The sequence below is a fragment of the Microbacterium sp. TW_SC_2 genome, from assembly GCF_055361165.1.
The window spans coordinates 2,807,118-2,833,304 of record NZ_CM143952.1 but is presented as its reverse complement, the minus strand read 5'-3'; the positions used below and the strand labels follow the sequence as shown (position 1 = coordinate 2,833,304).

Below are 26,187 nucleotides of genomic sequence, written 5' to 3'. Positions count from 1 at the left end.
CCGTCCTGCGGGTAGGGGCGATGTGTCATGCTGAGGCGGAGCCGACCCGGGGGATCGAGAATGACGAGGCCAGTCACAGGACCGCAGATGCTCGCGCGCACCCTCAACAGCCGCGCGATCCTCGAAGCCCTCGCCCGCAGTGGTCCCCACACGCGCGCCGAACTGATGGCGGCGACCGGGCTCTCGCGTACTGCCGTCACGCAGGTGCTCCGCACGCTGGAAGGCAACGGGGCCGTCGCGGCCGCCGGCGTCGACCGAGACACACGGGGTCCCGCGGCCAGCCGCGTCGCCCTGCATCCGCACCTCGGATACGCCGCGGCCATCCACGTCGACCACCATGCGGCGCACGTCGTGCTCGTCGACGCCACCGGCGCGATCCGGGCCGAGGAACACGGCGACTTCCGCACCAACGACGACCGCGTCGACTGCATCGCCGCCCTCGTCGCCGCCTGCCGCCGCTCGGCAGCGGGCCCCGTGCTCACGGCGACGGTCGCCGTGCCCGGCGCGGTCACGCCCGACGGCAGCATCCGCAACGACGAAGGACCCGACGGGCGCACGTTCCACACGGCTCTCGTCGCGGCACTCGGCTGCGAGGTCCGCATCGAGAACGACGTGAACCTCGCCGCCCTCGCCGAACTGACCGAGAGCACGGCATCCGACCTCTCCAGCTTCGCCCTGCTCCTGCTCGTCGGCGACGGGCTCGGCGCGGGAATCGTGATCGACGGAGCCCTGCACCGCGGCTCGTCCGGTCTCGCCGGCGAGATCATGTACCTCCCGCAGTCGCCGCTTCCGATCGGCGCTCCGGTGGTGAGCGATGTCGTCGTCAGCGACCTCGCCCTCGCCCACGGGCGCGATCCGCAGGCGTTGCTCGGCGAGCACCTCGACGCCGCAGCGGAGGGCGACGAGGCCGCCCAGCGCATCGTGGTCGAGGTCGCCCGACGACTGGTGCTGATCGCCGGCACCATGACGCTCGTCCTCGACCCGGAGGCTTTCATCCTGAGCGGGGATGCCGCGCACCCCGTCCTCGTCGCGGCGATGGAACGGGTGGCGGAAGACTACGCCCCGCTGCTCACCGTCCGTCTTCTCGTCGCCGCCTTCGGAGTGGAGGCTCCGCTCGTGGGCGCCGTCCGCGAGGCGACATCCGCTCTCCGTGCCACGCTCTTCACCCGGGTGCTGGCGCCCTGACCCCGCCCGAGAGGACCCGTCGATGACCGCTCCCTCCGACCTCGCCGACCGCCTCGGGCTCCCACCCGGTGCCAGGGCGATCATCCTCAACGCCGACGACTTCGGCATGTGCCATGCCGCCAATACGGCGATCATGGCGCTGCTGGATGCCGGACTCGTCGACTCCACCACCGTGATGGTGCCGTGCTCCTGGGCCCCGGAAGCCCTCGCGTTCGCGAGCGTGCGGACGGATCTCGACGTGGGCGTGCACCTCGTGCTCACGAGCGAGTGGACCCGCTACCGCTGGCGGCCGCTCACGGCGACGTCGGCGAGCCTGGTCGACGCCGACGGCTTCTTCCCCCGCGACGTGCGCTCCGTCGAGCAGCACGCCGAGGCGGACGAGGTCGCCGCGGAGCTCGCGGCGCAACTCCAGGCCGCGCTCGACGCCGGAGTCGACGTCACCCACCTCGACAACCACATGGGGTCCGTCTACGGACTGGCGACCGGACGCCACTTCCTCACCGAGGTCTTCGCCCTCGCCGCCCGGCACGGACTGCCGTTCCGCCTTCCGCGCCGCAGGGACGGGGTCACCGACGACCCGGCGCTCCAGGCGACGCTCGACGGGGCATCCGCCGCCGCCGATGCCGCCGGGGTCGAGATCATCGACCGGCTCTGGTCGCACCCGTTCGAGCTCGTCGGCGCCGGCACGCCCCAGGAGGAGACCTACGAGCAGGTGCGCGACGGCTTCGTCTCGCTGCTGCGGGCAGTGCCCGCCGGGGTCACCGAGCTCTATCTGCATCCCATGGCCGACGGCGAGGAGCTGCGTGCGGCCGTCGACTTCGGTGCTGTCAAGCGCGAATACGAACGGCGCCTCCTCGCCGACCCCGTCGTGCAGCAGGCCATCGCCGACGAAGGTCTCGTGCGCATCGGCTGGCGCGCCCTGCGCGATCTGCAACGCGGAGAGCAGCGATGACCTCGCTCGGCACGCGTCTGCGCGATCGCCGACTGGATGCCGCCCCGACGCGCGCGCAGTCGATCGCGTTCGGGGCATCCGGCTTCCCCACGCAGCTGATGGCGCAGACCTTCTCGGCCTTCGTCGTCTACTTCTACGTCGCGCACCTGGCCGTGCCCGCGGGGTGGATAGCAGGCGCCATGATCGCCCACGGCATCCTCAACGCCGTGCTGAATCCGCTCGTCGGCGCGGTGTCCGATCGCCTCCGCACGCCGTGGGGACGGCGCATCCCCTGGATCGGCATCGGGATCGTCCCGCTCGTCGTCTCCTTCGCGCTGGTCTGGATGCCGCCCGATCTCCCGATCGGCGGACTGATCGTCTGGTTCCTCGTGGTCACCGCCCTGTACGACATCGCGTTCGTGGTGGTCGTCCTCAACATCTCGGCGCTGTTCCCCGAGATCTTCCGGACCACCGAGGAGCGCTCGCGCGGCAACGTGCCGCGGCAGATCTTCGCGATCCTCGGGATGGTGCTCGGCACCGCCGGCGCCCCGGCCCTGTACGACTCGATCGGCTGGCCGGGCATGGCGATCGTGCTCTCGACCGTCTGCCTCGGGCTGCTCGCATGGTCGTTCTTCGGCGGCATGATCGAACGCCGTGCGCCCGGGACATCCCCCGTGGGAGCCATCGAGACTTCCACCGAGACACCCGCCGCGGGAGCCGCGGAGGCCGCACCCGACTCCATGCCGTTCCGCGACCAGCTGACCCACACCTTCGCGAATCGCGCCTTCGTGCCGTACGTGCTCGGTTCGCTGTTCATGCAGACGTCGATCGCGGTGATCCTCGCCGCCATCCCCTTCTACGTGCGGTACTCGCTGGGAGCGGCGGAGGGGGAGGGCAGTCTGCTGCTGGCGGCGGTCTTCGTCACCGCCATCCCGTCGATCGTGTTGTGGAGCGCCGTCCTGCGGCGCACCAGCCCGCGCACCGCCATGCTGTGGACCGTGGCGGTCTTCGGTGTCGCCGTGCTCGGCTACCTCGCTCCCACGACCGTGCTCGGCGCGGTCCTGGTCGGTGTGGGAGTGGGCGTGGGAGTGGGCGGTCTGCTGCAGCTGCTCGAGGTCATGCTCGCCCAGATCATCGACGACGACCATGAGCGCACCGGGCTTCGCCGCGAGGGCGCCTACTTCGGCGTCAACGGTTTCGTCGTGCGGGGATCCGTCGTGCTGCAGGCGGTCGTCGCCGCTCTCGTGCTCACGGCATCCGGCTTCGACGCGACGCTCGGCGACACGCAGCCCGAGGGCGTGGACGGCGGCATCCGGGTGATGCTCGCGGCGATCCCGATGGTCTTCACCGCGCTCGCCTGGCTGTGCTTCTGGCGCTACCCGATCCGCGCCCGCGACGTCTGAGGGCGCGGTCGCGGGCGGCACGCACCGGCGGCCCGTCAGACCGACGCCGCGCGCCGCGCCTCCCAGCCGGTGCGGACCATCTCGTCGACCGAGTAGCGCATGCGCCAGTCGAGGTCGCGCGCGGCGAGCTCGCCGGTCGCGACGATCCGGTCGGGATCGCCGGGGCGGCGCGGTCCGATCTCGGGGACGAAGTCGATCCCGGTCACGCGGGCGACGGCATCCATGATCTGCCGCACGCTGAGACCGTCGCCGGACCCCAGGTTGTAGGCGGCCTCGATCGACTCACCCGCGGCGAGACGCTTCGCGGCGGCCACGTGCGCGGCGGCGATGTCGCCCACGTGCACGTAGTCGCGCACGTTGGTGCCGTCGTCGGTCGCGTAGTCGTCGCCGTTGATGCGGGGCGTCCTGCCCGCGAGCAGCGCCTCGAACACGATCGGAAACAGGTTGTGCGGGCTCACGTCGTACACGGTCGGGTCGGCCGAGCCGACCACGTTGAAGTACCGCAGCGAGGTGTGGCGCAGCGGGGTGTCGGAGTCGGCGGTCGCGATCGCCTGATCGCGCAGCAGCCATTCGCCGATCAGCTTGGACTCGCCGTAGGGACTCGCCGGCTTCTTCGCGGTGTCCTCGACGACCAGGGAGACATCGGGCGTGCCGAACACGGCGGCGGAGGACGAGAAGACGATGTTCGCGACGCCCGCGGCCTGCATCGCCTCGAGGATGACGCGGGTGCCCTCGACGTTCTGCGCGTACGTGTGCAGGGGGCGCTGCACCGAGACGCCGGCGTACTTGTACCCGGCGACATGGATCACCCCGTCGGCGTCGTGCTCGCGCAGGGTCTTCTCGACGAGGTCACGGTCGAGGATGCTGCCCTGCACGAACGGCACGCCCTCCGGCAGGAACGACGCCACGCCGCTGGACAGATCGTCCAGCACGACGGGGGTGAGCCCGGCATCCGCGAGGGCACGGACGACGTGCGCCCCGATGTAGCCGGCGCCGCCGGTGACGATCCAGGACATTGCGTTCCTTTCCTGCCGCGCTCCGCGCGGCTGTGTCCGTAGTCTTCCCGCCGTCATTCTCTCAGGCGTCGCGGTGCGCCCCCGCGGACGGGACCACCGTGAACAGATGCGGAGCGGCGAACCCGGCGTCCGCGAACGCCCGGGCGACGGCATCCGACACCGTCTCCACGGCGCTCTGCTCGATCAGCGCGATCGCCGCGCCGCCGAAGCCGCCGCCGGTCATCCGGGCACCGATCGCCCCGGCCGCGAGAGCAGCCTCGACCGCGGTGTCGAGCTCGGGCACCGAGATCTCGAAGTCGTCGCGCATCGACGCGTGCGAGGCCACGAGCAGCGCGCCGATGCTCCGTGCGCCCTCCTCGCGGAGCGCCCGCACGGTGTCGAGCACACGCTGATTCTCGGTCACGATGTGCCGCACGCGGCGGAAGGTCACGTCGTCCATCAGCTCTTCCGCGCGGGGGAGGTCGTTCACCGACACGTCGCGCAGGCTGGGGACGCCCATGAGCGCGGCGCCCTTCTCGCACGACGCGCGGCGTTCGCGGTAGCCGCCGGTGGAGTGCGCGTGCTCCACGCGGGTGTCCATCACGAGGATCGCGAGCCCGGCGGGAGCGGCGCCCACCACGACCGGCAGCGCCTCGAGCGAGCGGCAGTCGAGGAAGATCGCCGCATCGGGCTCGCCGAGCATCGACGCCATCTGGTCCATGATGCCGGTGGGAGCGCCGACCGCCTCGTTCTCGGCGCGACGCCCGATGCGGGCCAGCGCCACGCGGTCGTGACCGGCGCCCCAGATGTCGTTCAGCGCGGAGGCCGTCGCCCCCTCGATCGCGGCGGACGACGACAGGCCCGCTCCGACGGGCACGTCGGAGGCGATCGCGATGTCCACGCCCGCGAAGGCGGTGATCTCCTCGTCCGCGGACTCCGCCGTCTTTGCAGCCTGCTGCATCGCCCATGCCACGCCGAGCGGATAGGCCGCCCACGCCGGAACGGCCGGTTCCGCCCCCGCGGCGGTCGGGAACAGGGCGTCGAGCTCGTCCAGGCTCACCTCGACGGCTGCAGCGGTGCCGGCCTCGAAGGTCGAGACCACGCGGATGCGGCCGTCGTCGCGGGTGCCGACCGCCGCGACCGTGCGGTGCGGGATGGCGAACGGCAGCACGAAGCCCTCGTTGTAGTCGGTGTGCTCGCCGATCAGGTTCACCCGACCCGGAGCGGACCACAGGCCGGCGGGCTCGTGACCGGTGAGGTCGAGGAACAGCGCGCGCGCGGCGTCCTGGGCGGAGTGGGGGGCGGAGTGGGGGGCGGCGTGGTCGGCGGCGTCGGGTGCGGTCATGCGGAGGCCTCCTCGGCGCTCGTGGTGGGGCTCGCTGCGCCCTCGGCTTCGGCGCGGGCGATCGCCTCGCGGATGCGGGCGGCCCCCAGCTCGGGCGGCACCTCGGCGGCCCAGGCCCACATCGCGGCCTCGGATCCGGCCAGGAACTTGAGCTTGTCGGCCGCGCGGCGCGGGCTCGTGAGCTGCAGGTGCAGGCGCACCGAGTCGCGCCCCACGTGCACCGGAGCCTGGTGCCAGGCCGCGATGTAGGGGGTCGGGGTGTCGTACAGGGCGTCCACCCCGCGCAGCAGACGCAGGTAGAGGGGCGCGAGTTCGTCGCGCTCCTCGGGCGTGGTCTCGGCGAAGTCGGGCACGTGACGGTGCGGCATCAGGTGCACCTCCAGGGGCCAGCGCGCTGCGAACGGCACGAAGGCGGTCCAGTGCTCGCCGCGGAACACGACGCGCTCGGACGCCTGCTCGAACTCGAGCACGCGGGCGAAGAGGTCGGGTGCCGTGCGATCGATCGAGTCGAGCAGGCGCGTGGTGCGCGGGGACACGTAGGGGTAGGCGTAGAGCTGGCCGTGGGGATGCGGCAGCGTGACGCCGATCGCCTCGCCGCGGTTCTCGAACGGGAACACCTGCTCGATCCCCGGCAGCTGCGACAGCGCGGCCGTGCGGTCGGCCCACGCCTCGATGACCGTGCGGGCGCGCGTGACGGACTGGGTGCCGAACGAGCCGGAGTGCTCGGGGCTGAAGCACACGACCTCGCAGCGGCCGACCGAGGTGCGGGTGCGGCCGAGGCCGAGCGCCGAGAGGTCGTCGAGCCCGCGCGGAGGGTTCGCCGCCGCCGGCGCGGTGCCGAGTGCCTCGGTGAGGGCCGGCCCGAAAGCGGGGGATCGGTTCTCGAACACCGCGACGTCGTACAGCGACGGCACCTCGGACGGATTCGTCGGAGTCTGCGGGGCGAGCGGGTCGGCGTCGGCCCCGGGCATCATGACCCGGTTCTGACGGTTGGCCGCGACCGTGATCCAGTCGCCCGTGAGCACGTCGAGGCGCATGCTCGCAGTGTCGGGGCGCGGGTCGAGCGTGCGGGCGTCGACCGCGCGCTCGGGGCCGAGCGTGGTGTCGGGGTCGTCGTAGTAGATGATGTCGCGACCGTCGGCGAGGACGGTGGCGCGCTTGACGATGCCGGCGCTGAGGGACTCGGTGCGCAACTCAGGATATTCGGGCGTGTTCACGTAAACATGGTACGCACACGGCCGTGGTAACGTCAACATGCCTGAGTTGTGCACGCGCGGAGGGGGAGAGCGATGACCGACAGGGACTCTCGCCCCGGACGGACGACGTCGGGGCGCGTGTCGATGGCCATGGTCGCGGCGCGCGCCGGTGTCTCGGGACAGACCGTGTCGCGCGTCGTCAACGACAGCCCGCGCGTCGATCCCGTCACCCGCGCCCGCGTGGAGCAGGCGATGACCGCGCTCGGATATCGGCCGCACCGCGCCGCCCGGGCCCTGCGCACCGGACGATCGCAGACCATCGGTCTCGTGGTCACCACCCTGACCACGGTCGGCAACTCCCGGATGCTGCAGGCCACCGCCGAGGCCGCGGCCGAACGCGGCTACGCGCTCACCGTCGTGACCGCCGCCGAGGGGGTGACCACCGCCTTCGCACGACTGGCGGAGCAGGAGGTCGACGGTGCGATCGTGCTGAACGAGGCCTCAGCGCAGGTCTCCGGACACGAGCCTCCGGCCGGACTGCGTCTCGTCGTGGTCGACGCCCCCTCCGGCGCCGGGTTCGCCGCGGTGCACAGCGATCATCACGGAGGCGCAGTGGCCGCGACCGCCCGCCTGCTCGAACTCGGCCACGACACGGTGCACCACCTCGCCGGACCGGCCGACTCGTACGCCGCGGCCGAACGCGAGCGCGGCTGGCGCGAGACGCTCGGCGCGGCCGGAGTCACTCCACCCGCACTCGTGCGAGGCGACTGGAGTGCCGACGCCGGCTTCGCCGCGGGCCCGGCGCTGGAGGCGGCGTCCGCGGTGTTCTGCGCCAATGATCAGATGGCGCTCGGTCTGCTGCGCGCGCTCGCGGAGGCCGGACGCCGCGTGCCCGAGGACGTCAGTGTGATCGGTTTCGACGATGTGCCGGATGCCGCGAACTACCGTCCCCCGCTCACCACGATCCGCCAGGACTTCACGGCGCTCGCCCACCGCGCGGTCGCCGCGCTGGTGGCGGAGATCGAGGGCGGTGCGGTCGAGGGCGATGCGGTCGAGGGTGGTGCGGTGTCGGTCATCCCGACGCAGCTGGTCGAGCGCGCCAGCACAGCGCGAGCCTGAGCCGAGACGCACCCGTCGCGGCGGCGCGGTCGCGGCTCAGACGGCGGTCGCGGCTCAGACGGCGGTCGCGGCTCAGCGGCGGTCCCGGCTCAGAGCGCGGTCCCGGCTCACACGGCGGTCCCGGCTCAGACGGCGTCGATGACCGAGCGCCAGCGGCCCCGCGGGGAGGCGGTCACCGCCGTGACGGCGAGGAGGGGCATGTCTGACGCGGCGGCGGCCTCGCGCACCGCCGCGGCTGCCCGAGGGAGCGCGATCGTGGAGCGCGGTGACAGCGGCAGCACGTGCAGGGTCACGACGCTCTCCCGCGTGATTCCGGCATCCGTCACCGACACGCGCCACCGGGTGCCGTCCCAGAAGCGATCGTCGACCGTGACGCCGTCGACACGCAGCTGCCCGACATCGTCCGCCCAGTCGATCTCGAGCACGGCGTCGGCCGCGGGATCCGTCGCACCGTCGGGCACGTCGAGCACGAACACGGCCGCCGCCGCGGAGAAGGCCGCCTCATCCGGAGCGCGATGGCGGCGCCCTCCGAATCCGTGGTCGGCGGGGACGCCCGACGCGGCGCGGGAGAGGATCACGCCGACGGCGACCGGGGTTCGCGCACCCGCATCGGTCTCGACGATGAGCGGCGCCCAGGATCGCGTCGCCGGATCGTAGGCCGAGACCTCGACGGTCTCCTGGGCGCCGGCCCGCCCCCGCACCCGGACGCTCCGGTCGTCCCAGGCGAGCTCGGCGGCGGTGCGCAGGAGCCGCCGGCCACCGCCTGCCCGTTCCTGCACCCACAGGTGCTCTGCCGCATCGGCGGGAAGAACGAGGACGTCCGCCCCCGACATCCCGGCGGCGGCGAGGGGCGCGTCGCCCGGAGTCACGACGACCGGCGCTTCGTCATCGAGCGCGAGCTCGACAGGGATGCCGGCATCCGCCACCAGCACGAGCGTGGGATGCGCGCCGGGGAGCAGCGTGAGGACGGATGCCGTCGCCCAGCGCACCCGCGTGCCGCCCACCCTGAGCCCGATCGGCCACCGCGCGAGCGTGCCGGACGGGATGTCGATCGGAGCGGAGGGGACGAGGAGCGGACCCGCGTCGAGCTCGATCCGCAGGTGCACGTCGCGCACGGCATCCAGCCCCTCGTACGGCTGGTGATGCGAGATCACCGCGAACCCCTCGGTACCGTCGGAGCGCAGCGCCCAGCGCAGCCGTTCGCGGTCCCGCACGCCGCGCGGCATCTCGTCGGGCATCGCCGAGGTCATGCCCGCCAGTCGATCACCGAAGGCGCGCAGGAACGCGTGCTGCGCGCGGAGCAGTCCCGCGGCGCCCCCGAGCTCGCCGGCCTGGGAGATCGGCGCGTGGAAGTCGTAACTCCACTCGGGGAGGTCGTTGGGGTAGCCGGTGGACTGGCTCTCCTGCATCCCCGGACCGGGGTTCCGCCCTCCGGCGAACATGTAGTAGCCCTGCCAAGCCGATCCGTTGCCGATCTTGGTGTGCGTGAGGGCGGCGATGTCGCGCGGATCCAGCACCGGACGGCGGTGGTACGCCGTGGCCATTCCGCTGCCGAGCTCGCAGGTCGCAGGAGGGAAGCCGTGCAGATCGAGCGGCACCGGGGTCTGGGCGGTGCCCGTCACCGAGCCGGCATCGCCCTGCAGGGCGCGCACGTCGGCGCCCACGCCCGGGTCGTCCCAGTCGTGGGAGGGGAGGAAGTGCGCGCGGAAGGTGTCGTCCCACGGCTGCTCGGGGTCGAGCCAGAATCCGTCGGCGTACCCGCTGAACAGCGGGAAGACCTCGCCGTGCGGGAGGGCGGCTCCGCCCCAGGCGGTGGCGGTCCACAGCGGCGCGGTGATCCCCGCCTCCCGCGCCAGCCGCTTGAGCGTGCGCAGGTGCTCCGGGCGATCGTAGAGCTCGTTCTCGAGCTGGATCGCGATGACCGGTCCACCCGGGCGTGCCCGGCCGTCGAGCGCCCCGGCCAGCTGCGCGAACCACTCCCGCACGAGGGCGAGATAGCGCGGATCGTCGCTGCGGTGCGTGATCCGCTGCTCCTGCATCCACTCCGGGAAGCCGCCGTTGCGGGCCTCGCCGTGCGCCCACGGGCCGATCCGCAGCACGAGATCCAGGCCCGCGTCGGCGCATTCGTCGACGAACGCGCCGATGTCCAGGTCGCCGTCGAAACGGGGTGCGCCGCGCTCGGGCACATGATGCAGCCAGAAGACGTAGGTCGACGCGGCCGTGATGCCGGATGCGCGCATCTGACGCAGCCGCTCCCCCCACCGCCGTCGCGGCAGGCGGCTGTAGTGCACCTCGCCCGAGACGGGGATCCACCCGGCGCCGTCGCGCAGGATCGCCCGATCCGTGACCGCGAGTCCGTGGGCGGCATCCTCCGGCAGCGGCATCCCGGCATCGTGCGCGGGCGAGGGCCACGGTCGGTGGCGGACGGTGAGCGCGCGCGGCGTCGGGGGGTTCACGGGGGAGTCGGTCGGCGCGTTCACTCGACCTCGTGCCCCAGGTCGGGCCGCGCGACGAAGCGCGCCGTGGCATCCGTCATGGCCTCGAGCTCGACGACGACGAGCTCGTTGCGCCCCCGGCGGGTGACGGGGCCCGGCACGTAGAGCGTGCGCTGCGGGCCCCGGCGCCAATACCGGCCGAGGAAGAACCCGTTGATCCAGGCGTAGCCCTTGCCCCACCCCGCCGTGTCGAGGAAGAGATCGGCCGCCTCGACGAGATCGAACGCGCCGCGCAGGCCCGCGGGGCCCGCGACAGCACCGGCGATGGCCAGTCTCGAGGTCGCCACGTCCTGCGCGCCCTCGGCCCGGGCGACGACATCGACGAGCCCCGGGACATCGATCGTGTGCACCTGCCAGGGCCCGGTGATCGGTGTGCCGTCGAGAGTCGGCGTACCGATGAGCCCCTTGTGCTCGCCGATCTTCGTGTCGTAGTTCACGCGTCCGGTCTCCTCGACCCGCAGCCGGAGCAGGTCGCCCGCGGGAATCGCGAGCGCGAGGTCGCCCGTCGTGCGCTGCAGGGTGCCGCAGGGGCGGCCGTCGATCGCGACCCAGGCGAGATCGCGCACCTCGGCGGCGAGCACGGCCGGGGCGTCGGGAGCGGTCGGTGCGTCGGATGCCGTGGCGCTGATGTGCGCGGAGTACTCCACCAGCACCACGTCGGCGCCGAGCTCGTCCATCGACGGCGGGGTGTCGAAGCGTCCGCGATCCGTCGACGCCGCGGGCAGGGGGTCGCCCACGCTCTCGAGGGCGACCTGCAGGGTGGGCGCGTCGACGGGCTCCGGCAGCGGGTCCGCGGGGACCGGTGCGTGCCGGGCGATCACCTCGCGGAACGCGTGGAACTTCGCCGTCAGGTCGCCGGATTCGCTGATCGGCGCGTCGTAGTCGTAGCTGGTCACCAGTGGCAGATAGCGGCCGGAGTCGTTGGCGCCCGCGGTCAGTCCGAAGTTCGTGCCGCCGTGCACCATGTAGATGTTGACGGATGCTCCGGAGGCGAGCAGCAGTTCCAGGTCTGCGGCGCTGTCGGCGAAGGTCGTGGTGTGGTGCTTCTCGCCCCAGTGATCGAACCAGCCGCACCAGAACTCCATGCACATGAGCGGTCCGGTCGGCTGGTGCTCGCGGAGCGTCGCGAGGCGTTCGTGGATGCGTGCGCCGAAGGACCCCGTCGTGTGCAGGCCCTCGTGCGCGCCGTTCTCGAGCATGTGCGGGATCGGCTGGTCGACCTGCGTGAGGGGGACCGTGATGCCGGCCGCCCGGGTGAGCCGGATCAGCTCGGCGAGGTACGCCTTGTCATCGCCGTAGGCGCCGTACTCGTTCTCGATCTGCACCAGGATCACGCTGCCGCCGGTGTCGATCTGCCGGGGGGCGATGATCCGGTTGACCTTCTCGAGATAGCGCGTGACCTCGGCGAGGAAGCGGGGGTCGGAGCTGCGCAGCCGCATCGTCGGGTCGGCCGTCAGCCAGGTGGGCAGACCCCCGTTGTGCCACTCGGCGCAGACGTACGGGCCGGGGCGCACGATCGCGTGCAGGCCCTCCTCGGCGATCAGGTCGAGGAAGAGCCCGAGGTCGTGGGGCCCCGAGGCATCCCACTCGCCGCGGATCGGCTCGTGCGCGTTCCAGGCGACGTAGGTCTCGATCGTGTTGAGGCCCAGGAGTCGGGCCTTGCGGATGCGATCCCGCCAGAGGCCGGGGTGGATGCGGGTGTAGTGCATCGCGCCCGAGATGATCTGTCTCGGTTCGCCGTCGAGCAGGAAGTCCGAGTCGCCGATCTGGAACCGGGAGGTCATGCGGGTGTCCTTTCGCAGGGGGCGTGGGGAGGGGCAGGCGCAGGGGGAGGAGCAGACGCGGGGGAGTGTCGTGCCGGGGAGCGCACGACCGGGCGGCCGCGTCAGTGGACGAGTTGCGAGCCCTTCGCGGGCTGGTCGCCGTCTCGGCGTGCGATGGCGCGCAGCGAGCGTGCGACGAACGCGGCGATCCGGTCGGCGCCCTCGGCGCGGAAGTGCGTGTCGTCGACCAGTCCGGCGGGCCACGCGGCGGTCTCGCCCGGCGCGAAGTGCGACAGCAGGGCGACGGATGCCGCGTCGCCCAGATCCTCGTAGAGCCACGTCGTGAAGACCGTGAGGTCGATCAGCGGCGCATCCAGCTCTCGCGCCAGGTCGCGCACCGCGTTCGGGTAGTCGCCGTGGGTCGGCGTCACGTGTCCGGACGCATCGAACCATCGGCGCTCGCACGAGGTGCACAGCACGGCGGTCGCACCGCGATCGCGCACCTCGGCGACCATGGTGCGCAGCCGGTCGGTGTAGCCTCCGCGGGCGTCGAGCTCGGGGAGCTTCTGGTCGTTGTGCCCGAACTGGATCACCACCGTGTCGCCGGGCGTCACGTCGTCCAGCACCTGCGCCCACGAGCCGGAGGCGCGGAAGGATGCGGTGGTCGCTCCGCCGAACGCGTGATTGCGCACGGGGGATCCGAGGTGTCGGTCGAGGAAGTGTCCCCAGCCCGACATCGGGCTCTCGAGCGGCTTCATCGGAGCGACCGTGGAGTCGCCGGCCAAGTGGTAGGTCGTCGTCGGGTGCGTCGTCTGGTGCGTGGTCATCGAAGCGTCCTCGCGGAGGTCGTGCACCGTCGGCGGTGCGAAGGGCGGTCATCGCAGTCTGTCACGGATAGCGCTTTCCCGCATCTGGTCCTAGGCTGGAGGTCCCCGGCGATGCCGGATGCCGCCCACGGAGGTCTCATGCTTTTCGACGCTGATCAGCCCGGCCGTCTCGTCCTGCGAGACGGCGAGACGGTGGTGGCCGAGTACGTCTACGACGCGCCCCGCGCGGCCGAAGAGTCCCCGCGCCCGTATCTGCTGCTGCGCACGAGGTCGGGGGCCGAGGTGACGGCCCATCGCCCTGCCGATCACGTCTGGCACTCGGGTCTCTCCCTCGCGCTCCCCGTCGTGGGGGTGCACAACTTCTGGGGCGGTCCCACCTACGTCTCCGGGAAGGGGTACCTGCCCCTGTCCGACAACGGCTCGCAGCAGCACCGCGACTTCCTGTCGACGGGCGAGGGGAAGGCCGCCGCTCCCGATGTCGCCGCCGTCGAGGAGGTCGTGGAGTGGGTGGCCGCGAGCGGGGCGGTCGTGCTCCGGGAGCAGCGCCGGTTGACCGCTCGGCCGGTCGATGAGCAGACCTGGGCGCTGACATGGCGCAGCGTCCTGAGGAACGCGTCCGGCGCTGCTCTCGCGCTCGGATCGCCCGCGACGAACGGCCGGGCCGGCGCCGGGTACGGCGGCATCTTCTGGCGGGGCCCGACGTCGTTCCGCGGCGGGGGCATCGTGACGCCGGACGGGACGGTCGGCGATGCCGCTCTCGGACGGTCGGGGCCCTGGCAGGCCTTCATCGCCCCGGATCGTTCCGCCGGGGTCCTCCTGCTCGACGGCGGCCACAGCGGCGGCGGCAGCGGTGGTGACGGCGGTGACGGCAGCGCGACTCCCTGGTTCGCACGCAGCGAGGAGTACGCGGGGCTGGGGCCGGCACCGTTCTTCTCCGAGGAGCGGATGCTGGCTCCCGATGACGAGCTGGTGCTCTCGGCGGCCGTCGTCATGGGCGGCGCCGGGGTCGCGGCGTTCGCCGACCCGCTCGGGGAGTCGCTGCGCTGCGAACTCGACGCCCCCGCACGGAAGATCGACGCATGACCGCCCCTCTTCGCTGTGCTCTCGTCGGTACCGGCGCCGTCGCGAACCTCCATGCGAGCGCCGTGCAGGCGCACCCGCACGCGCGCCTCGTCGCGGTCACCGACCTCGCGCGCGACGCGGCGGAGGGATTCGCGGCGCGGTGGGGTGCTCCGGCCGTCCACGACACCCTCGCCGAGATGCTCGACGCGGAGCGACCCGATGTCGTGCTGATCTGCACGCCGCCCGGCGTGCACCGCGAACAGACGCTCGCGGCGTTCGCGGCCGGCGCCCACGTCGTGGTCGAGAAGCCGCCCGCGCCGTCGCTGGACGAGCTCGAGGAGATGCGCGCCGCCGCCCGCGCCGCGGGGAGACAGCTCGCCGTGGTCTTCCAGCAGCGCACGGGGACGGCTGCCGCCCACGTGTGCGGCCTCCTGCGCCGAGGAGCGCTGGGCCGCCCGCTCCTCGCGCTGTGCCACACGCTGTGGTTCCGCGACGAGGAGTACTTCGCCGTTCCGTGGCGGGGGAGATGGGAGACGGAGGGAGGCGGGACGACGCTGGGGCACGGCATCCACCAGCTCGACCTGCTCGGCTATCTCCTGGGGGACTGGGAGAGCGTGCAGGGGCGACTGTGGCGCCTGGACCGTGAGACCGAGACCGAGGATGCCTCGACGGCCACCATCACCTTCGCCGGCGGTGCGGTCGCCCAGGTCGTCTCGAGCACCGTGTCGCCGCGGCAGACCAGCTCGATCCGCCTCGACACGCAACGGGCCACCGTCACGGTCGACCATCTCTACGGGCACGGCCACGAGAACTGGAAGATCACCCCGGCGCCGGGGTACGAGGAGAAGGCCGTCGAGTGGGAGCTCCCCGAGCGGGAAGAGCGCAGCGACCACGGTCCGCTGCTGCGCGACGTGTTCGACGCGCTGCTCTCGGGGCAGCCGCTGCCGTCGACCGCCGACGAGCCGGCTCGTGCGATCGAGATGGTCGCGGCGATCTACGCCTCGGCCGCCGCGGACGGTGCCGTGGTCACGCCGGCCGACCTCTCCGCGCATCCGACGCATCGCCGCGGTTTCACCAGTCCGGTCACCGATCTGCGTGATCGATGATCGCGCTTCCGGCGCGACGGGTTCCGTGAACGATGGGAACGGCAGGCCCGGGAGAGGAGCGTCGGTCTCATCCCGTCATCAGGTCGGCCAGGTCGCTCAGCACGGCATCGCGGGAGCGCCCGTACGTGGTGAGCATCTCCTCGGGGGAGCTGATGAGGGTCTTCCAGAGCGCCCAGGCCGCTCCTCGTAGCCAGGCGTCCTGCGGTAGCTCCAGCCGGTCGTGCAGCAGCTCACGTTCGCGAGAACGGCAACTCAACCATGCGAAGGCCAGGTCGCAGGCGGGATCACCCACGCACGTCTGCCCGAAGTCGATGAGCGCTGCCAATCGGCCGCCGCTCTCGAACACCATGTTGCCCGGCGCGACATCGCCATGGACCCACACCGGCGGCCCGGTCCACACCGTGGCCACGGCCGCATCCCAGAGTGCCCGACATCCCTCGGCACGGCGCCCGGACAGGAGAGGGAGCCGGCCCTGAACCTCCTCGCCGACCGCGCTGACGTGACAGCCGCGGTAAGCGGATGCGCTTCCCGCCCAGGGGCCTCCGACTGTGTCGCAGGCCTGCAACTCCCGCAGGGCGTCGCCCACGCTGCCGATGGCGCTCTCCCGATCGCGCGGTTCCACCGCGGTCAACGTGTGCCCCTCGATCCACTCGCGAACGGACCACGGTCGGTCGAATGCCGGCGAGGGAGCCCCGGTCGCGACGACGCGGGGGATCGCGACGCGAAAGCCGGAGTCGAGGATCGCGAGGGTGTGCTCCTCCCGGACGAGGCCGGCGACGTAGCCGTCAGCGCTCGGGAGGCGGACGCTCATCCTGTCGCCGAGCCGGAAGGTGCGGTTGTCCCACCCCTGAACTTCCACCGGGCGGATCGGCAACTCCGACCACTGAGGGAACTGCTCCGACACAAGGGAGCGGACCAACGAAGAAGTGATCTCTTCGGAAGCGGCAGCCATCGCGCCAGCTTAGTGAGACGAGCGCCTGTCGGGGCCCTCCACAACGGTGCGGAAAGCGTTTCCCCAAAAGTTCTTGCCCTGACGCCACGGGCGTAGTACCGTGAGCGGGAAGCGCTTTCCCGACACCACCACCGCGTGATGTCGCACTGCGGACGATGACGGTCCACGGCGGCTCGGAACGCGGACAGAGAGGACAACGATGTTCAAGAAGAAGCGGGTCATCACTGCGGTCGCCCTCGCGACCGGAGCTGCCCTGATGCTCGCCGGCTGCGCGAGCGGCTCCGCGGCGGAATCGACGTACGACCCGGATGAGAAGGTCACGTTGAACTTCACCTGGTGGGGCAACGACGATCGCGCGGATCGCTACAACCAGCTGATCGCCGCGTTCAACGAGGAATACCCGAACATCACGATCAACGGGCAGTTCACCGATTTCCCGAGCTACTGGGAGAAGCGTCAGACCGAGGCTGCCGGCGGGGGCCTGCCCGACGTGTGGCAGTTCTCCGACAGCTACCTGCGTCAGTACGGCCAGCCCGGCTACGTGCTCGACCTCGACACCGTGAAGGACCACATCGACTTCACCACGTTCGATGACTCCCTGCTGGGCACCGGACAGCTCGACGGCACGCAGTACTCGCTGCCCACCGGGTACAGCGCCTGGGCCAACTTCGTGAACGACGATCTGATCGCCGCGAACGGGCTCACCCCGCCCGAGGGCGGCACGAGCTTCGACGACTTCTCCGACTGGATGGCCGACGTCACCGCGCAGACCGGCGGCGCGGTCTACGGCGGCACCGACGTGACGCAGCGGATCCAGACCTTCGAGCTGGTGCTGCGCGCCGACGGCAAGAACCTCTACACGGATGACGGCAAGCTGGGCTTCACGGAAGAGGAGCTGGCCGACTTCTGGGAGTCCGGGGCCGAGATGCGCGACGGCGTCGCGATCCCGCAGAGCCGACTCGAGGAACTCACCCCGAAGTCTGGCTTCGGCGCCGGCGTCACGGCGACCGAGACGAGCTGGAGCAACTTCCTCGGCGGCTACCTCGCCGACTCCGGTGCGTCGTCGATCCAGCTGATCGCACCGCCGACCGCGAAGGAAGGCTCCAAGGACCTCTACCGCCAGGCGGGTCTGCAGGTCGCGATCTCGGCCGACACCGAGCACCCCGAGGCCGCCGCGATCTTCCTCGACTACGTCGTCAACAGCCCCGAGGCCGGAGAGATCTTCGGAACCACCCTCGGCTTCCCGGCCTCGACCTCGAAGCTCGACGGCGCGGTGCTGGAAGGACAGGACAAGCAGGTCGCGGACTACCTCGAGTCGGTCTCCGACCGCATCGGCGACGCCCCGCCCATCCCCGTGGTCGGGTACGGCGCGCTCGAGCAGAAGTTCTGGGACCTGGGCAAGGCGCTCGGCCTGGGAGCGATCACGGTGGATGAGGCCGTCTCGCAGTTCTTCTCCGAGGCGAACGTCGTCCTCGCCGGCTGAGCCGGCCGGAGCGACCGCCGAGCGACAGGACAGGACCAGGAGAGATGATGGCAACGGAATCGGGCGCTCTGCGAGCGCACTCACGGGCGGCCGACGCCGTCCCCGGCCCGGCGGGAGACCGCCGGGCCGGGGGAGCCGGACCCCGTCGGCGCGGGGTCTCCCTGCGCCGACGCGAGAACGCGGCGGGCTATCTCTTCCTCTCGCCCTGGCTGATCGGCTTCTTCGTGCTCACCGCCGGGCCGATGCTGTACTCGCTGTACCTCGCGTTCACGAACTACAACATCTTCTCCCCGCCGCAGTGGATCGGCCTGGGCAACTTCGAGCGGATGATGCAGGACGAGGTCTGGTGGGGCTCGGTGCGCATCACCCTGCTCTACGTGCTCGTGGGCACGCCGATCAAGCTGGCGGCCGCCCTCGGCGTGGCCATGCTGCTCAACTACCGCAGCCGCGGTACCGGGTTCTTCCGCTCGGCGTTCTACGCGCCGTCGCTGATCGGGGCGAGCGTGAGCATCGCGATCGTCTGGCGTGCGATGTTCTCCACCGACGGCCCGGTCGACAGCGGGCTGAGCCTGTTCGGGATCGACATCGGCGGATGGGTCGGGGTGCCTGCCCTCATCCTCCCCATGATGATCCTGCTCGCGGTCTGGCAGTTCGGTGCACCGATGGTCATCTTCCTCGCCGGTCTCAAGCAGGTGCCGCAGGAGCTCTACGAAGCGGCCTCGGTCGACGGCGCGGGGCCGTTCCGCAAGTTCCTCAGCGTGACGCTGCCGATGCTGTCGCCGGTCATCTTCTTCAACCTGCTGCTGGAGATGATCCACGCCTTCCAGATCTTCGCCTCGGCCTACATCATCGGCTCCGGCACCGGCGGACCGGCGGGAGCGACCAACTTCTACACCGTGTACCTCTACACGCGCGCCTTCACCAACTCGCAGATGGGGTACGCCTCGGCGATGGCCTGGGCGCTGCTGCTGGCGGTCGCCGTGATCGCCTTCGTGATGTTCCGCACCTCGAAGTCGTGGGTGCACTACGCGGGAGACAACCGATGAGCGCGACGGATCAGGACACCATCACCCTCGTGCTGCCGCCGGGGGCCAAGGCTCCTGCGCGGCGCGGCCTCCGTCGGCGCGGGACCGGGAAGACGATCGCCTGGATCATCACCATGGTGGTGCTGACGGCCATCATCCTCTATCCCCTCGCCTGGATGTTCTCGGCGTCGTTCAAGCCGACCGCCGAGTTCGGCGCCAACCAGTCCTTCTTCCCGGAGAACCCGACGATCGACAACTACTTCACGGTGTGGAAGGGCATCGGAGGAGTGCCGCTGTGGCAGTTCTTCCTCAACTCCTTCCTCCTCGCCGTCGGCTCGGTGATCGGAACCGTGTTCTCCGCCTCGCTCGCCGCCTATGCCTTCGCGCGGGTGCGCTTCGCGGGAGGCGGCGTGTGGTTCGCGATCATGATCGGCACGCTGCTGCTGCCGTTCCACGTGCTGATCATCCCGCAGTACATGCTGTTCCGCTCGCTCGACCTCGTCGACACGTTCGCCCCGCTCCTGATCGGCAAGTTCCTGGCGACCGAGGCGTTCTTCGTGTTCCTCATCGTGCAGTTCATCCGGGCGCTGCCCCGCGACATGGACGAGGCGGCGCGCATCGACGGCTGCGGGCACGGGCGCATCTACTGGTCGATCATCCTGCCGCTCATCAAGCCGGCCCTGGTCACGGCATCCATCTTCGCGTTCATCTGGAGCTGGAACGACTTCCTCGGACCCCTGCTGTATCTCAACTCCACCGAGAACTACCCGCTCCCGCTGGCGCTGCGCGTCTTCAACGATCAGACGAGCACCTCGGACTACGGGGCGACGGTGGCGGTCTCGGTCCTCGCGCTGCTGCCGATCCTGCTGTTCTTCATCGTCTTCCAGCGCTTCCTCGTCGAGGGCGTGTCCACGCAGGGATTGAAGGGATGAGCCGGGTGACGCGGCGTCCCCGCCCCGTCGAGCCCGACGGCAGTGTTCTGCGCTGGCCCGGTGCGCGCGCGAAGTTCGCCCTGCTCGGGGAGGTGCTCTGGACCGGGGTGCTGATGGCGATCGCCTGCGTGCCGATCGTCACCTGGCCGGCTGCGGTCGCCGCGGGCGCGGCGCACCTGCGCCGGTATCTGCGGGCCGAGGCGACGCCGGCGGCAGCGTTCTTCCGTGATGTCGGGAAGGCCCTGCCCGGCGGAGTGGTCGTGGGGGCGGCATCGATGCTGCTCGGTGCGCTCGTGGTCGCCGACGTCGCGCTCGCCTTGGGCGGCGCCATCCCCGGCGGAGCGCCCGTGGCGATCGTGGCCGTGCTCCTCGGTGCCGCGGCCCTCACGATCACGGTGACCGCGGCGAGCACCTGGTCTGCGGGCGAGCGCTGGCGAGAACTGCTGCGGCGTGCGCCCCGCATCCTCGCCGTCGATCCCTCCGGCGCGGTGTTCGTGGTGGTCGCGCTGGGGCTCGCGGGTGTCATCACCTGGCAGTTCCTGCCGCTCGGCATCCCCACGCTGGGTCTGGTCGCGTTCGCGCTCGTCGCGATCTTGGAGCGGCGTCTCGCGAGGTGCTCCGCAGAACCGCACTGACCCGGAGCCCGCACGGATGCGCGCGGGCGTCGACATCCACCGGTCGACATCGCACGGACCACAGGAACACGAGAACTCGAATAAATCGGAAAGCGCTTGCCCCTCGGTGGGGCTCGCACAGACAGAAGGAACGACAGTGACTGACACGACCCTCGCCCCGGCCGGTGCCACGGCCCCCGTCCTCGCCCCGCAGGTGCGGGAGATCGGCATCATCATGAACGGCGTCTCGGGCCGCATGGGATACCGCCAGCACCTCGTGCGCTCGATCCTCGCGATCCGCGATCAGGGCGGCATCGAGCTCGCCGACGGCACGAAGGTCACGGTCAAGCCGCTGCTCGTCGGCCGCAGCGAGGCGAAGCTCGCCGACCTCGCCGCCCGCCACGGCATCGAGGACTACACGACCGACCTCGACGCGGCTCTGGCCGACCCCCGCTGGGAGATCTACGCCGACTTCCTCGTCACGAAGGCGCGCGCCACGGCGCTGCGCAAGGCGATCGCGGCCGGCAAGACCATCTACACCGAGAAGCCCACCGCCGAGTCGGTGGAGGAGGCGCTGGAGCTGGCGAGGCTCGCCGCCGAGGCGGGGGTCAAGACCGGCGTGGTGCACGACAAGCTCTACCTGCCGGGCCTCCAGAAGCTCAAGCGCCTGATCGACTCGGGCTTCTTCGGCCGCATCCTGTCGGTACGTGGCGAGTTCGGCTACTGGGTCTTCGAGGGCGATTGGCAGCCCGCGCAGCGCCCGAGCTGGAACTACCGGGCGGAAGACGGCGGCGGCATCATCGTCGACATGTTCCCGCACTGGAACTACGTGCTGGAGAACCTCTTCGGCGAGGTGCGGTCGGTCTACGCCCAGGCTGCCGTGCACGTCGCCGACCGCTGGGACGAGAACGGCGACAAGTACACCGCGACGGCCGAGGACTCCGCCTACGGCATCTTCGAGCTCGAGGGCGACGTCGTCGCGCAGATCAACTCGTCGTGGACCGTCCGCGTCAACCGCGACGAACTCGTCGAGTTCCACGTCGACGGCACGCTCGGTTCGGCCGTGGGCGGTCTGTTCGGTGCGAAGATCCAGCACCGCAACGCCACGCCCAAGCCGGTGTGGAACCCCGACCTCGCCGACGACCACGACTACGCCGCCGACTGGGCCGCGATCCCCACGAACGACGTGTTCCTGAACGGCTTCCGCCAGCAGTGGGAGGAGTTCCTCACCTCCTACGTCGAGGGCACCGACTACGCGTTCGACCTCCTCGCCGGCGCCCGCGGCGTGCAGCTCGCCGAGGCGGGATTGCAGTCCAGCCGCGAGGGGCGCAAGGTCGCCCTGCCGCCGCTGTCGCTGGACGGCGCACGATGACGACGCTCACCCTGCTCGCCGCCGACGGGGCGACCCCGCGGGTCGCGCTCAACGAGGCTCCGGGTTACGCCAAGCCGGTCGGCGGGCTGCGCAGCCGCGTCGCCTACGCGGCCGCGCACGTCGTCCCCGTGGCCTGGGGCGACAACACCCCCGGTCGCCCGGCCGAGATCGACTGGGACGCCACGCTCGACTTCCGCCGCGCGGTGTACTCGTGGGGTCTGGGGGTGGCGGATGCGATGGACACGGCCCAGCGCAACATGGGGCTCGACGCCGACGCGACGCGCGAGCTGATCGTCCGGTCGGCCCAGGTCGCCCGCGAGGAGGGCGGCTCGGTGGTGGTCGGCGTCAACACCGACCACGTCGACGCGGAGCACATCTCGATCGACCAGGTCATCGCGGCCTACACGGAGCAGCTGCACTTCACCGAGGAGCAGGGTGCCGGCCCGGTGCTCATGGCGTCTCGCCACCTCGCCCGGGTCGCCGCGTCGGCCGACGACTACCGCCGGGTCTACCGCGCCGTGCTGCAGTCGGCGACCACCCCGGTCGTGCTGCACTGGCTCGGTACCGCGTTCGACCCCGCGCTCGCCGGCTACTTCGGCTCGACCGAGTGGCGCGAGGCCGCCGACGTGCTGCTCGAGATCATCGCCGAGAACCCCGACAAGGTCGCGGGCGTCAAGATGAGCCTGCTGAACGCCGAGTCCGAGATCTCGGTGCGCGAGCGCCTGCCCGCCGGGGTGCGCATGTTCACCGGCGACGACTTCAACTACGTCGGCCTCATCGGGGGCGACATGACCTCGTCTCCGGGAGCGTCGCCCGGCGCTGCCTTGGCGCGGGGGCACTCCGATGCGCTGCTGGGCGCGTTCGCGGCGCTCACGCCCGTGGCATCGGCGGCGATCCAGGCCCTGGATGCGGGTGACCCCGAGGAGTACCGGCGCATCCTCGGCCCGACGGAGGAACTCAGCCGTCAGGTGTTCGCGGCTCCCACGTTCTACTACAAGACCGGCGTCGCGTTCCTGTCGTGGCTCAACGGCCACCAGCCCGCGTTCCAGATGGTCGCCGGACTCCACTCGGCGCGGAGCCTGGTGCACCTCAGCCGCATCGTCGAGCTCGCGAACGCCTCGCTCGCCCTCGAGCATCCGGAGCTCGCACGCGAGCGCTGGCACGGGATGCTCCGCCTGAACGGAGTCGACGCATGACATCTCCACATCGCGGGATCGACACGGTCGCCGCTCCGGCTGCGCACCCGGCCGTGCACCCGCGTCTGTCGATCAACCAGGCGACCATCAAGCGCGCCGATCTGGCCACGGCCCTCCGGGTGACGGCCGAGGCGGGAGTGCGCTCGATCGGCCTGTGGCGCGAGCCGGTGCAGGAGGTCGGACTCGACGTCGCGGCCCGGATGCTGTCCGACTCGGGTCTGCGCTTCTCGACGCACTGCCGCGGTGGCTTCTTCACGCTTCCCGCAGGCCCGGAGCGCGACGCGGCCCTCGACGACAATCGCCGGGCGATCGAGGAGACCGCGACCCTCGCCGCGGCCGGCGCCGAGGGCTCGACCGCGGTGCTCGTGCTCGTGGCGGGCGGACTGCCCGAGGGCTCTCGCGACCTGATCGGGGCGCGGGAGCGGGTCCGCGACGCGATCGGCGCCCTCGTGCCCGACGCCCGGGCCGCGGGGGTGACGCTGGCGATCGAGCCGCTGCATCCGATGTACGCCTCCGATCGCGCCGTGGTCTCCACGCTCGGGCAGGCGCTCGACATCGCGGGCGACTTCGCGGCGCGCGACGTCGGTGCCGCGATCGACACGTTCCACGTGTGGTGGGATCCGCAGGTGCTCGCGCAGATCGCCCGCGCCGGCCGGGAGCGCCGGATCGCCACCTATCAGGTGTGCGACTGGAAGACGCCGCTCGCCGCGGACGTGCTGCTGTCGCGGCACTATCCGGGAGACGGTGTGATCGACTTCGGGCCCCTGACCCGTGCCGTGCTCGCGAGCGGGTACGACCGCGACATCGAGGTCGAGATCTTCAACGAGGACGTCTGGGCCACGGATCCGGCGGAGGTCGTCCGCCGGACCGCGCGCAGCTTCGACACGATGATCTCGCCGCACCTGACCGCCTAGAATCACGACTGTGACCAGCGACGCATCCACACCTCTGCGCTCCGGCTCGGCGACGCTGCACGACGTGGCGCGGATCGCCGGCGTCTCGCTCGCGACGGCGTCGCGTGTGCTGAACGGCTCGGCCCGCAAGGTCGCCGGGTCGTATCGCGAGCGGGTCGAGGCGGCTGCGGAACAGCTCGGCTACACCGCGAACCTCTCGGCGCAGGCGACCGCCCGGGGCACGGCCGCGATCATCGCGCTGCTCGTCGCCGACATCGCCGACCCGTACTTCGGCGAACTGGCGTCCGGTGTGGCCCGGGGTGCCGACGAGGCCGGCCTGGTCGTCACGATCGCGATCACCGAACGCGACCCGGAGCGCGAGGTGCGCCTGGTGCGCGCCCTCCGAGGGCAGAAGCCGCGCGGCGTGATCCTCGCGGCATCGCGACCCTCGCCCGAGATCGCGCCCGCCCTCGCCCGGGAGCTCGACGCGGTGACCGCTGCCGGCGGCCGGGTCGTCGCGCTCGGCGTCGGATCCGACACCGTGCGCTCCGTCTCGATCGACAATCACGGCGGGGCCTCCGCGCTGGGGGCCGCCCTCGCCGAACGCGGCTACCGACGGGCGATCGTGCTGGCCGCCGCCGAGGGCGTGGTGACCAGCGACGCCCGTCTCGCGGGCTTCACCGAGGGCTTCACCGCCGGCGGCGGAGCCGGGCCCCGCGTGTACCGCGGCGCGTTCACACGCGACTCCGGCGGCCAGGTCATGACGCAGGCGCTCGCCGACGGCATCGATCCGGGAACCCTCGTCTTCGCGATCAGCGATGTCGTGGCGATCGGCGCGCTGTCGTCGATCCGGGAGTCGGGCCGGCAGGTCGGCGCCGACATCGCACTGTGCGGCTTCGACGACATCCCGACCGGCCGCGATGTCACTCCCGCGCTCACCACCGTGCGCGTGCCGTTGGAGGAGGTCGGGTTCGAGGCCTTCCGGGCCGCGACGGACCCCGAGTGGACCCCGGATGACCGCCCGCTCCACCTCGAGGTGATGCTGCGGGCCAGCACGCCGCCGCTGTCATGACCCGCACGGTCGTCCTCGCGCTCGACAGCCTCAAGGGCTCGATCGCGGCAGCCGATGCCGCCGCGGCCGTCGCCGCGGGCTGGCGATCGGTCGAGCCCGAGGCTCTGCTGCTGCCGCGGCCGATGGCCGATGGGGGGGAAGGCACCGTCGCGGCGTTCGCCGCCGCCGACGAGGGCGCGCGGATGATGCCCGTGACGGTGCGCGGACCGGACGCTCAGGCCGTCGAGGCGCACTGGCTGCTGCTGTCCGACGGGACCGGGGTCGTCGAGCTCGCCTCGACGAGCGGGATCGAACTGCTCGGCGAGCGACGCCTGCCGTGGGATGCCGACACCGTCGGCTTCGGCCAGGCCATCCGTGCCGCTCTCGACCACGGCGTCACCCGGTTGGCGTTGGGCATCGGCTCCAGTGCGTCCACCGACGGCGGCGTCGGTCTGCTCACGGCGCTCGGCGCGCGGTTCCTCGATGCGGCGGGCGCTCCGATCGCCCCGGGCGCCCGGGGGCTCGCCGACCTCGACGCGGTCGACCTCGCCGGGCTGCCCGCGCTTCCGCCCGGCGGCGCCGTGGTGCTCACCGACGTCACGAGCCCCCTGCGGGGTCCTGCAGGCGCGGCGATCGTGTTCGGTCCGCAGAAGGGGTTCGACCACGCCGGGGCGGAGCAGGCGGATGCCGGACTCGCCCGCCTCGCCGCCCGGGTGCCCGGCGACCCGGACGCACCGGGAGCCGGCGCCGCCGGGGGTGCCGGGTTCGCCCTGCATCTGTGGGGCGCCACGCTCACGGCCGGTGCCGCGCAGGTCGCGGCGCTGATCGGGCTCGACGCGGCGGTACGCCGGGCCGACCTGGTCGTCACAGGGGAGGGGGCGTTCGACGGCCAGTCGGCCGCCGGGAAGGTGCCGTCGTTCGTCGCCGATCTCGCGGCCGTGGGCGGGGTGCCGGTGGCGCTCGTCGCCGGACGGATCGACGCGGCCGCCGACACGTCGCGGTTCTCGGCGGCGCTCTCGCTCACCGACCTCGCAGGCAGCGGTCAGGCCTCGCTCGCCGACCCCGCTCGCTGGCTGCACGTGGCCGGTGCGGAGCTGGCCCGCAGCCTCTCCGGCTGAGGGCTCCAGGCAGGCCGATCGGTAGGCTCCGAGGCTATTGACACGTTTCATTTCCTGGGTTAGCATCGACCGGAAAGCGCATTCCCATCCCGCCGCGCCGCCCGAGGCGCGCAGCTGCTGATCG

General features: G+C 71.7%; 22 protein-coding genes. 15 read left to right on the top strand and 7 right to left on the bottom strand.

Annotation, left to right across the window (positions count from 1 at the left end; all coding sequences use genetic code 11):
- The first annotated feature begins 60 nt into the window (after window positions 1-60).
- Genes ACWA14_RS13780 through ACWA14_RS13770 form a run of 3 tightly spaced genes read left to right on the top strand, consistent with a single transcriptional unit; the run spans window position 61 to window position 3,519 of the window.
- Window positions 61-1,185, top strand: coding sequence for an ROK family protein (locus ACWA14_RS13780; RefSeq protein WP_463794539.1), 1,125 nt, complete (start codon window positions 61-63; stop codon window positions 1,183-1,185).
- A gap of 22 nt (window positions 1,186-1,207) precedes the next feature.
- On the top strand, window positions 1,208-2,137 hold the full coding sequence (locus ACWA14_RS13775; RefSeq protein ID WP_463794537.1) for a polysaccharide deacetylase family protein: 930 nt from the start codon (window positions 1,208-1,210) through the stop codon (window positions 2,135-2,137).
- A complete protein-coding gene (locus tag ACWA14_RS13770; RefSeq protein WP_463794535.1) occupies window positions 2,134-3,519 on the top strand; it encodes an MFS transporter in 1,386 nt (461 codons plus the stop codon). Before ACWA14_RS13775 ends, ACWA14_RS13770 begins: the two co-directional genes overlap by 4 nt.
- A 35-nt stretch (window positions 3,520-3,554) precedes the next feature.
- Here ACWA14_RS13770 and galE read toward each other — a convergent pair whose 3' ends face one another.
- The 3 genes from galE to galT all read right to left on the bottom strand — a co-directional run bounded on the left by galE (window position 3,555) and on the right by galT (window position 7,076).
- Window positions 3,555-4,535, bottom strand: a complete 981-nt coding sequence (galE, locus tag ACWA14_RS13765; protein ID WP_463794532.1) for a UDP-glucose 4-epimerase GalE — start codon at window positions 4,533-4,535, stop codon at window positions 3,555-3,557.
- Window positions 4,536-4,596: 61 nt separating this feature from the next.
- Window positions 4,597-5,859, bottom strand: coding sequence for a galactokinase (galK, locus tag ACWA14_RS13760; RefSeq protein ID WP_463794529.1), 1,263 nt, complete (start codon window positions 5,857-5,859; stop codon window positions 4,597-4,599).
- On the bottom strand, window positions 5,856-7,076 hold the full coding sequence (gene galT, locus ACWA14_RS13755; RefSeq protein ID WP_463794526.1) for a galactose-1-phosphate uridylyltransferase: 1,221 nt from the start codon (window positions 7,074-7,076) through the stop codon (window positions 5,856-5,858). The genes galK and galT overlap by 4 nt, the downstream gene beginning before the upstream one ends.
- A gap of 72 nt (window positions 7,077-7,148) precedes the next feature.
- Here galT and ACWA14_RS13750 point away from each other — a divergent pair, with 72 nt between their 5' ends.
- Window positions 7,149-8,174: a LacI family DNA-binding transcriptional regulator gene (locus tag ACWA14_RS13750; protein ID WP_463794524.1), complete on the top strand. Its 1,026-nt coding sequence runs from the start codon at window positions 7,149-7,151 to the stop codon at window positions 8,172-8,174.
- Window positions 8,175-8,299: 125 nt separating this feature from the next.
- On the opposite strand, the gene ACWA14_RS13745 is transcribed toward ACWA14_RS13750, so the two are convergent.
- The 3 genes from ACWA14_RS13745 to ACWA14_RS13735 all read right to left on the bottom strand — a co-directional run bounded on the left by ACWA14_RS13745 (window position 8,300) and on the right by ACWA14_RS13735 (window position 13,259).
- A complete protein-coding gene (locus tag ACWA14_RS13745) occupies window positions 8,300-10,654 on the bottom strand; it encodes a beta-galactosidase (protein ID WP_463794522.1) in 2,355 nt (784 codons plus the stop codon).
- A complete protein-coding gene (locus ACWA14_RS13740) occupies window positions 10,651-12,453 on the bottom strand; it encodes a glycoside hydrolase family 35 protein (RefSeq protein WP_463794520.1) in 1,803 nt (600 codons plus the stop codon). Before ACWA14_RS13740 ends, ACWA14_RS13745 begins: the two co-directional genes overlap by 4 nt.
- Window positions 12,454-12,554: 101 nt before the next feature.
- A complete protein-coding gene (locus ACWA14_RS13735) occupies window positions 12,555-13,259 on the bottom strand; it encodes a rhamnogalacturonan acetylesterase (protein WP_463794518.1) in 705 nt (234 codons plus the stop codon).
- A gap of 138 nt (window positions 13,260-13,397) precedes the next feature.
- Between ACWA14_RS13735 and ACWA14_RS13730 the strand changes: the two genes are divergently transcribed.
- Window positions 13,398-14,342 carry a DUF6807 domain-containing protein gene (locus tag ACWA14_RS13730; RefSeq protein WP_463794515.1) on the top strand — a complete coding sequence of 315 codons (945 nt, stop codon included), beginning with the start codon at window positions 13,398-13,400 and terminating at the stop codon, window positions 14,340-14,342.
- Complete coding sequence (locus ACWA14_RS13725; protein ID WP_463794512.1) at window positions 14,339-15,427, top strand: Gfo/Idh/MocA family protein; 1,089 nt, start codon at window positions 14,339-14,341, stop codon at window positions 15,425-15,427. Before ACWA14_RS13730 ends, ACWA14_RS13725 begins: the two co-directional genes overlap by 4 nt.
- Before the next feature lie 67 nt (window positions 15,428-15,494).
- Here ACWA14_RS13725 and ACWA14_RS13720 read toward each other — a convergent pair whose 3' ends face one another.
- On the bottom strand, window positions 15,495-16,379 hold the full coding sequence (locus ACWA14_RS13720) for an aminoglycoside phosphotransferase family protein (protein WP_463794510.1): 885 nt from the start codon (window positions 16,377-16,379) through the stop codon (window positions 15,495-15,497).
- A gap of 199 nt (window positions 16,380-16,578) precedes the next feature.
- Here ACWA14_RS13720 and ACWA14_RS13715 point away from each other — a divergent pair, with 199 nt between their 5' ends.
- From ACWA14_RS13715 to ACWA14_RS13675, 9 genes are all read left to right on the top strand, one after another.
- On the top strand, window positions 16,579-17,862 hold the full coding sequence (locus ACWA14_RS13715; RefSeq protein ID WP_463794507.1) for an ABC transporter substrate-binding protein: 1,284 nt from the start codon (window positions 16,579-16,581) through the stop codon (window positions 17,860-17,862).
- Window positions 17,863-17,909: 47 nt separating this feature from the next.
- Complete coding sequence (locus ACWA14_RS13710) at window positions 17,910-18,908, top strand: carbohydrate ABC transporter permease (RefSeq protein ID WP_463794505.1); 999 nt, start codon at window positions 17,910-17,912, stop codon at window positions 18,906-18,908.
- Complete coding sequence (locus ACWA14_RS13705; protein ID WP_463794503.1) at window positions 18,905-19,819, top strand: carbohydrate ABC transporter permease; 915 nt, start codon at window positions 18,905-18,907, stop codon at window positions 19,817-19,819. Before ACWA14_RS13710 ends, ACWA14_RS13705 begins: the two co-directional genes overlap by 4 nt.
- Window positions 19,816-20,454: a hypothetical protein gene (locus ACWA14_RS13700; protein WP_463794502.1), complete on the top strand. Its 639-nt coding sequence runs from the start codon at window positions 19,816-19,818 to the stop codon at window positions 20,452-20,454. Before ACWA14_RS13705 ends, ACWA14_RS13700 begins: the two co-directional genes overlap by 4 nt.
- Window positions 20,455-20,590: 136 nt before the next feature.
- A complete protein-coding gene (locus tag ACWA14_RS13695) occupies window positions 20,591-21,805 on the top strand; it encodes a Gfo/Idh/MocA family protein (protein ID WP_463794500.1) in 1,215 nt (404 codons plus the stop codon).
- A complete protein-coding gene (locus tag ACWA14_RS13690; RefSeq protein WP_463794497.1) occupies window positions 21,802-23,001 on the top strand; it encodes a dihydrodipicolinate synthase family protein in 1,200 nt (399 codons plus the stop codon). The genes ACWA14_RS13695 and ACWA14_RS13690 overlap by 4 nt, the downstream gene beginning before the upstream one ends.
- Entirely contained in the window at window positions 22,998-23,915 is a 918-nt protein-coding gene (locus ACWA14_RS13685) for a sugar phosphate isomerase/epimerase family protein (RefSeq protein ID WP_463794494.1), read from the top strand. Before ACWA14_RS13690 ends, ACWA14_RS13685 begins: the two co-directional genes overlap by 4 nt.
- Window positions 23,916-23,925: 10 nt before the next feature.
- The gene (locus ACWA14_RS13680) at window positions 23,926-24,966 is read left to right on the top strand and encodes a LacI family DNA-binding transcriptional regulator (protein ID WP_463794491.1); all 1,041 of its coding nucleotides are present in this window, start codon (window positions 23,926-23,928) and stop codon (window positions 24,964-24,966) included.
- Window positions 24,963-26,063: a glycerate kinase gene (locus ACWA14_RS13675; protein ID WP_463794488.1), complete on the top strand. Its 1,101-nt coding sequence runs from the start codon at window positions 24,963-24,965 to the stop codon at window positions 26,061-26,063. Before ACWA14_RS13680 ends, ACWA14_RS13675 begins: the two co-directional genes overlap by 4 nt.
- Window positions 26,064-26,187: the final 124 nt, after the last annotated feature.

What these genes read in the sequence shown, in the direction of transcription:
- ACWA14_RS13685 (WP_463794494.1), top strand. Translation starts at nt 22,998, where the DNA reads ATGACATCTCCACATCGCGGGATCGACACGGTCGCCGCTCCGGCTGCG.
- ACWA14_RS13700 (WP_463794502.1), top strand. Translation starts at nt 19,816, where the DNA reads ATGAGCCGGGTGACGCGGCGTCCCCGCCCCGTCGAGCCCGACGGCAGT.
- ACWA14_RS13675 (WP_463794488.1), top strand. Translation starts at nt 24,963, where the DNA reads ATGACCCGCACGGTCGTCCTCGCGCTCGACAGCCTCAAGGGCTCGATC.
- ACWA14_RS13710 (WP_463794505.1), top strand. Translation starts at nt 17,910, where the DNA reads ATGGCAACGGAATCGGGCGCTCTGCGAGCGCACTCACGGGCGGCCGAC.
- ACWA14_RS13690 (WP_463794497.1), top strand. Translation starts at nt 21,802, where the DNA reads ATGACGACGCTCACCCTGCTCGCCGCCGACGGGGCGACCCCGCGGGTC.
- ACWA14_RS13715 (WP_463794507.1), top strand. Translation starts at nt 16,579, where the DNA reads ATGTTCAAGAAGAAGCGGGTCATCACTGCGGTCGCCCTCGCGACCGGA.
- galK (WP_463794529.1), bottom strand. Translation starts at nt 5,859, where the DNA reads ATGACCGCACCCGACGCCGCCGACCACGCCGCCCCCCACTCCGCCCCC.
- ACWA14_RS13735 (WP_463794518.1), bottom strand. Translation starts at nt 13,259, where the DNA reads ATGACCACGCACCAGACGACGCACCCGACGACGACCTACCACTTGGCC.
- ACWA14_RS13775 (WP_463794537.1), top strand. Translation starts at nt 1,208, where the DNA reads ATGACCGCTCCCTCCGACCTCGCCGACCGCCTCGGGCTCCCACCCGGT.
- ACWA14_RS13750 (WP_463794524.1), top strand. Translation starts at nt 7,149, where the DNA reads ATGACCGACAGGGACTCTCGCCCCGGACGGACGACGTCGGGGCGCGTG.
- ACWA14_RS13770 (WP_463794535.1), top strand. Translation starts at nt 2,134, where the DNA reads ATGACCTCGCTCGGCACGCGTCTGCGCGATCGCCGACTGGATGCCGCC.
- ACWA14_RS13730 (WP_463794515.1), top strand. Translation starts at nt 13,398, where the DNA reads ATGCTTTTCGACGCTGATCAGCCCGGCCGTCTCGTCCTGCGAGACGGC.
- ACWA14_RS13705 (WP_463794503.1), top strand. Translation starts at nt 18,905, where the DNA reads ATGAGCGCGACGGATCAGGACACCATCACCCTCGTGCTGCCGCCGGGG.
- ACWA14_RS13780 (WP_463794539.1), top strand. Translation starts at nt 61, where the DNA reads ATGACGAGGCCAGTCACAGGACCGCAGATGCTCGCGCGCACCCTCAAC.
- ACWA14_RS13720 (WP_463794510.1), bottom strand. Translation starts at nt 16,379, where the DNA reads ATGGCTGCCGCTTCCGAAGAGATCACTTCTTCGTTGGTCCGCTCCCTT.
- ACWA14_RS13740 (WP_463794520.1), bottom strand. Translation starts at nt 12,453, where the DNA reads ATGACCTCCCGGTTCCAGATCGGCGACTCGGACTTCCTGCTCGACGGC.
- ACWA14_RS13725 (WP_463794512.1), top strand. Translation starts at nt 14,339, where the DNA reads ATGACCGCCCCTCTTCGCTGTGCTCTCGTCGGTACCGGCGCCGTCGCG.
- galE (WP_463794532.1), bottom strand. Translation starts at nt 4,535, where the DNA reads ATGTCCTGGATCGTCACCGGCGGCGCCGGCTACATCGGGGCGCACGTC.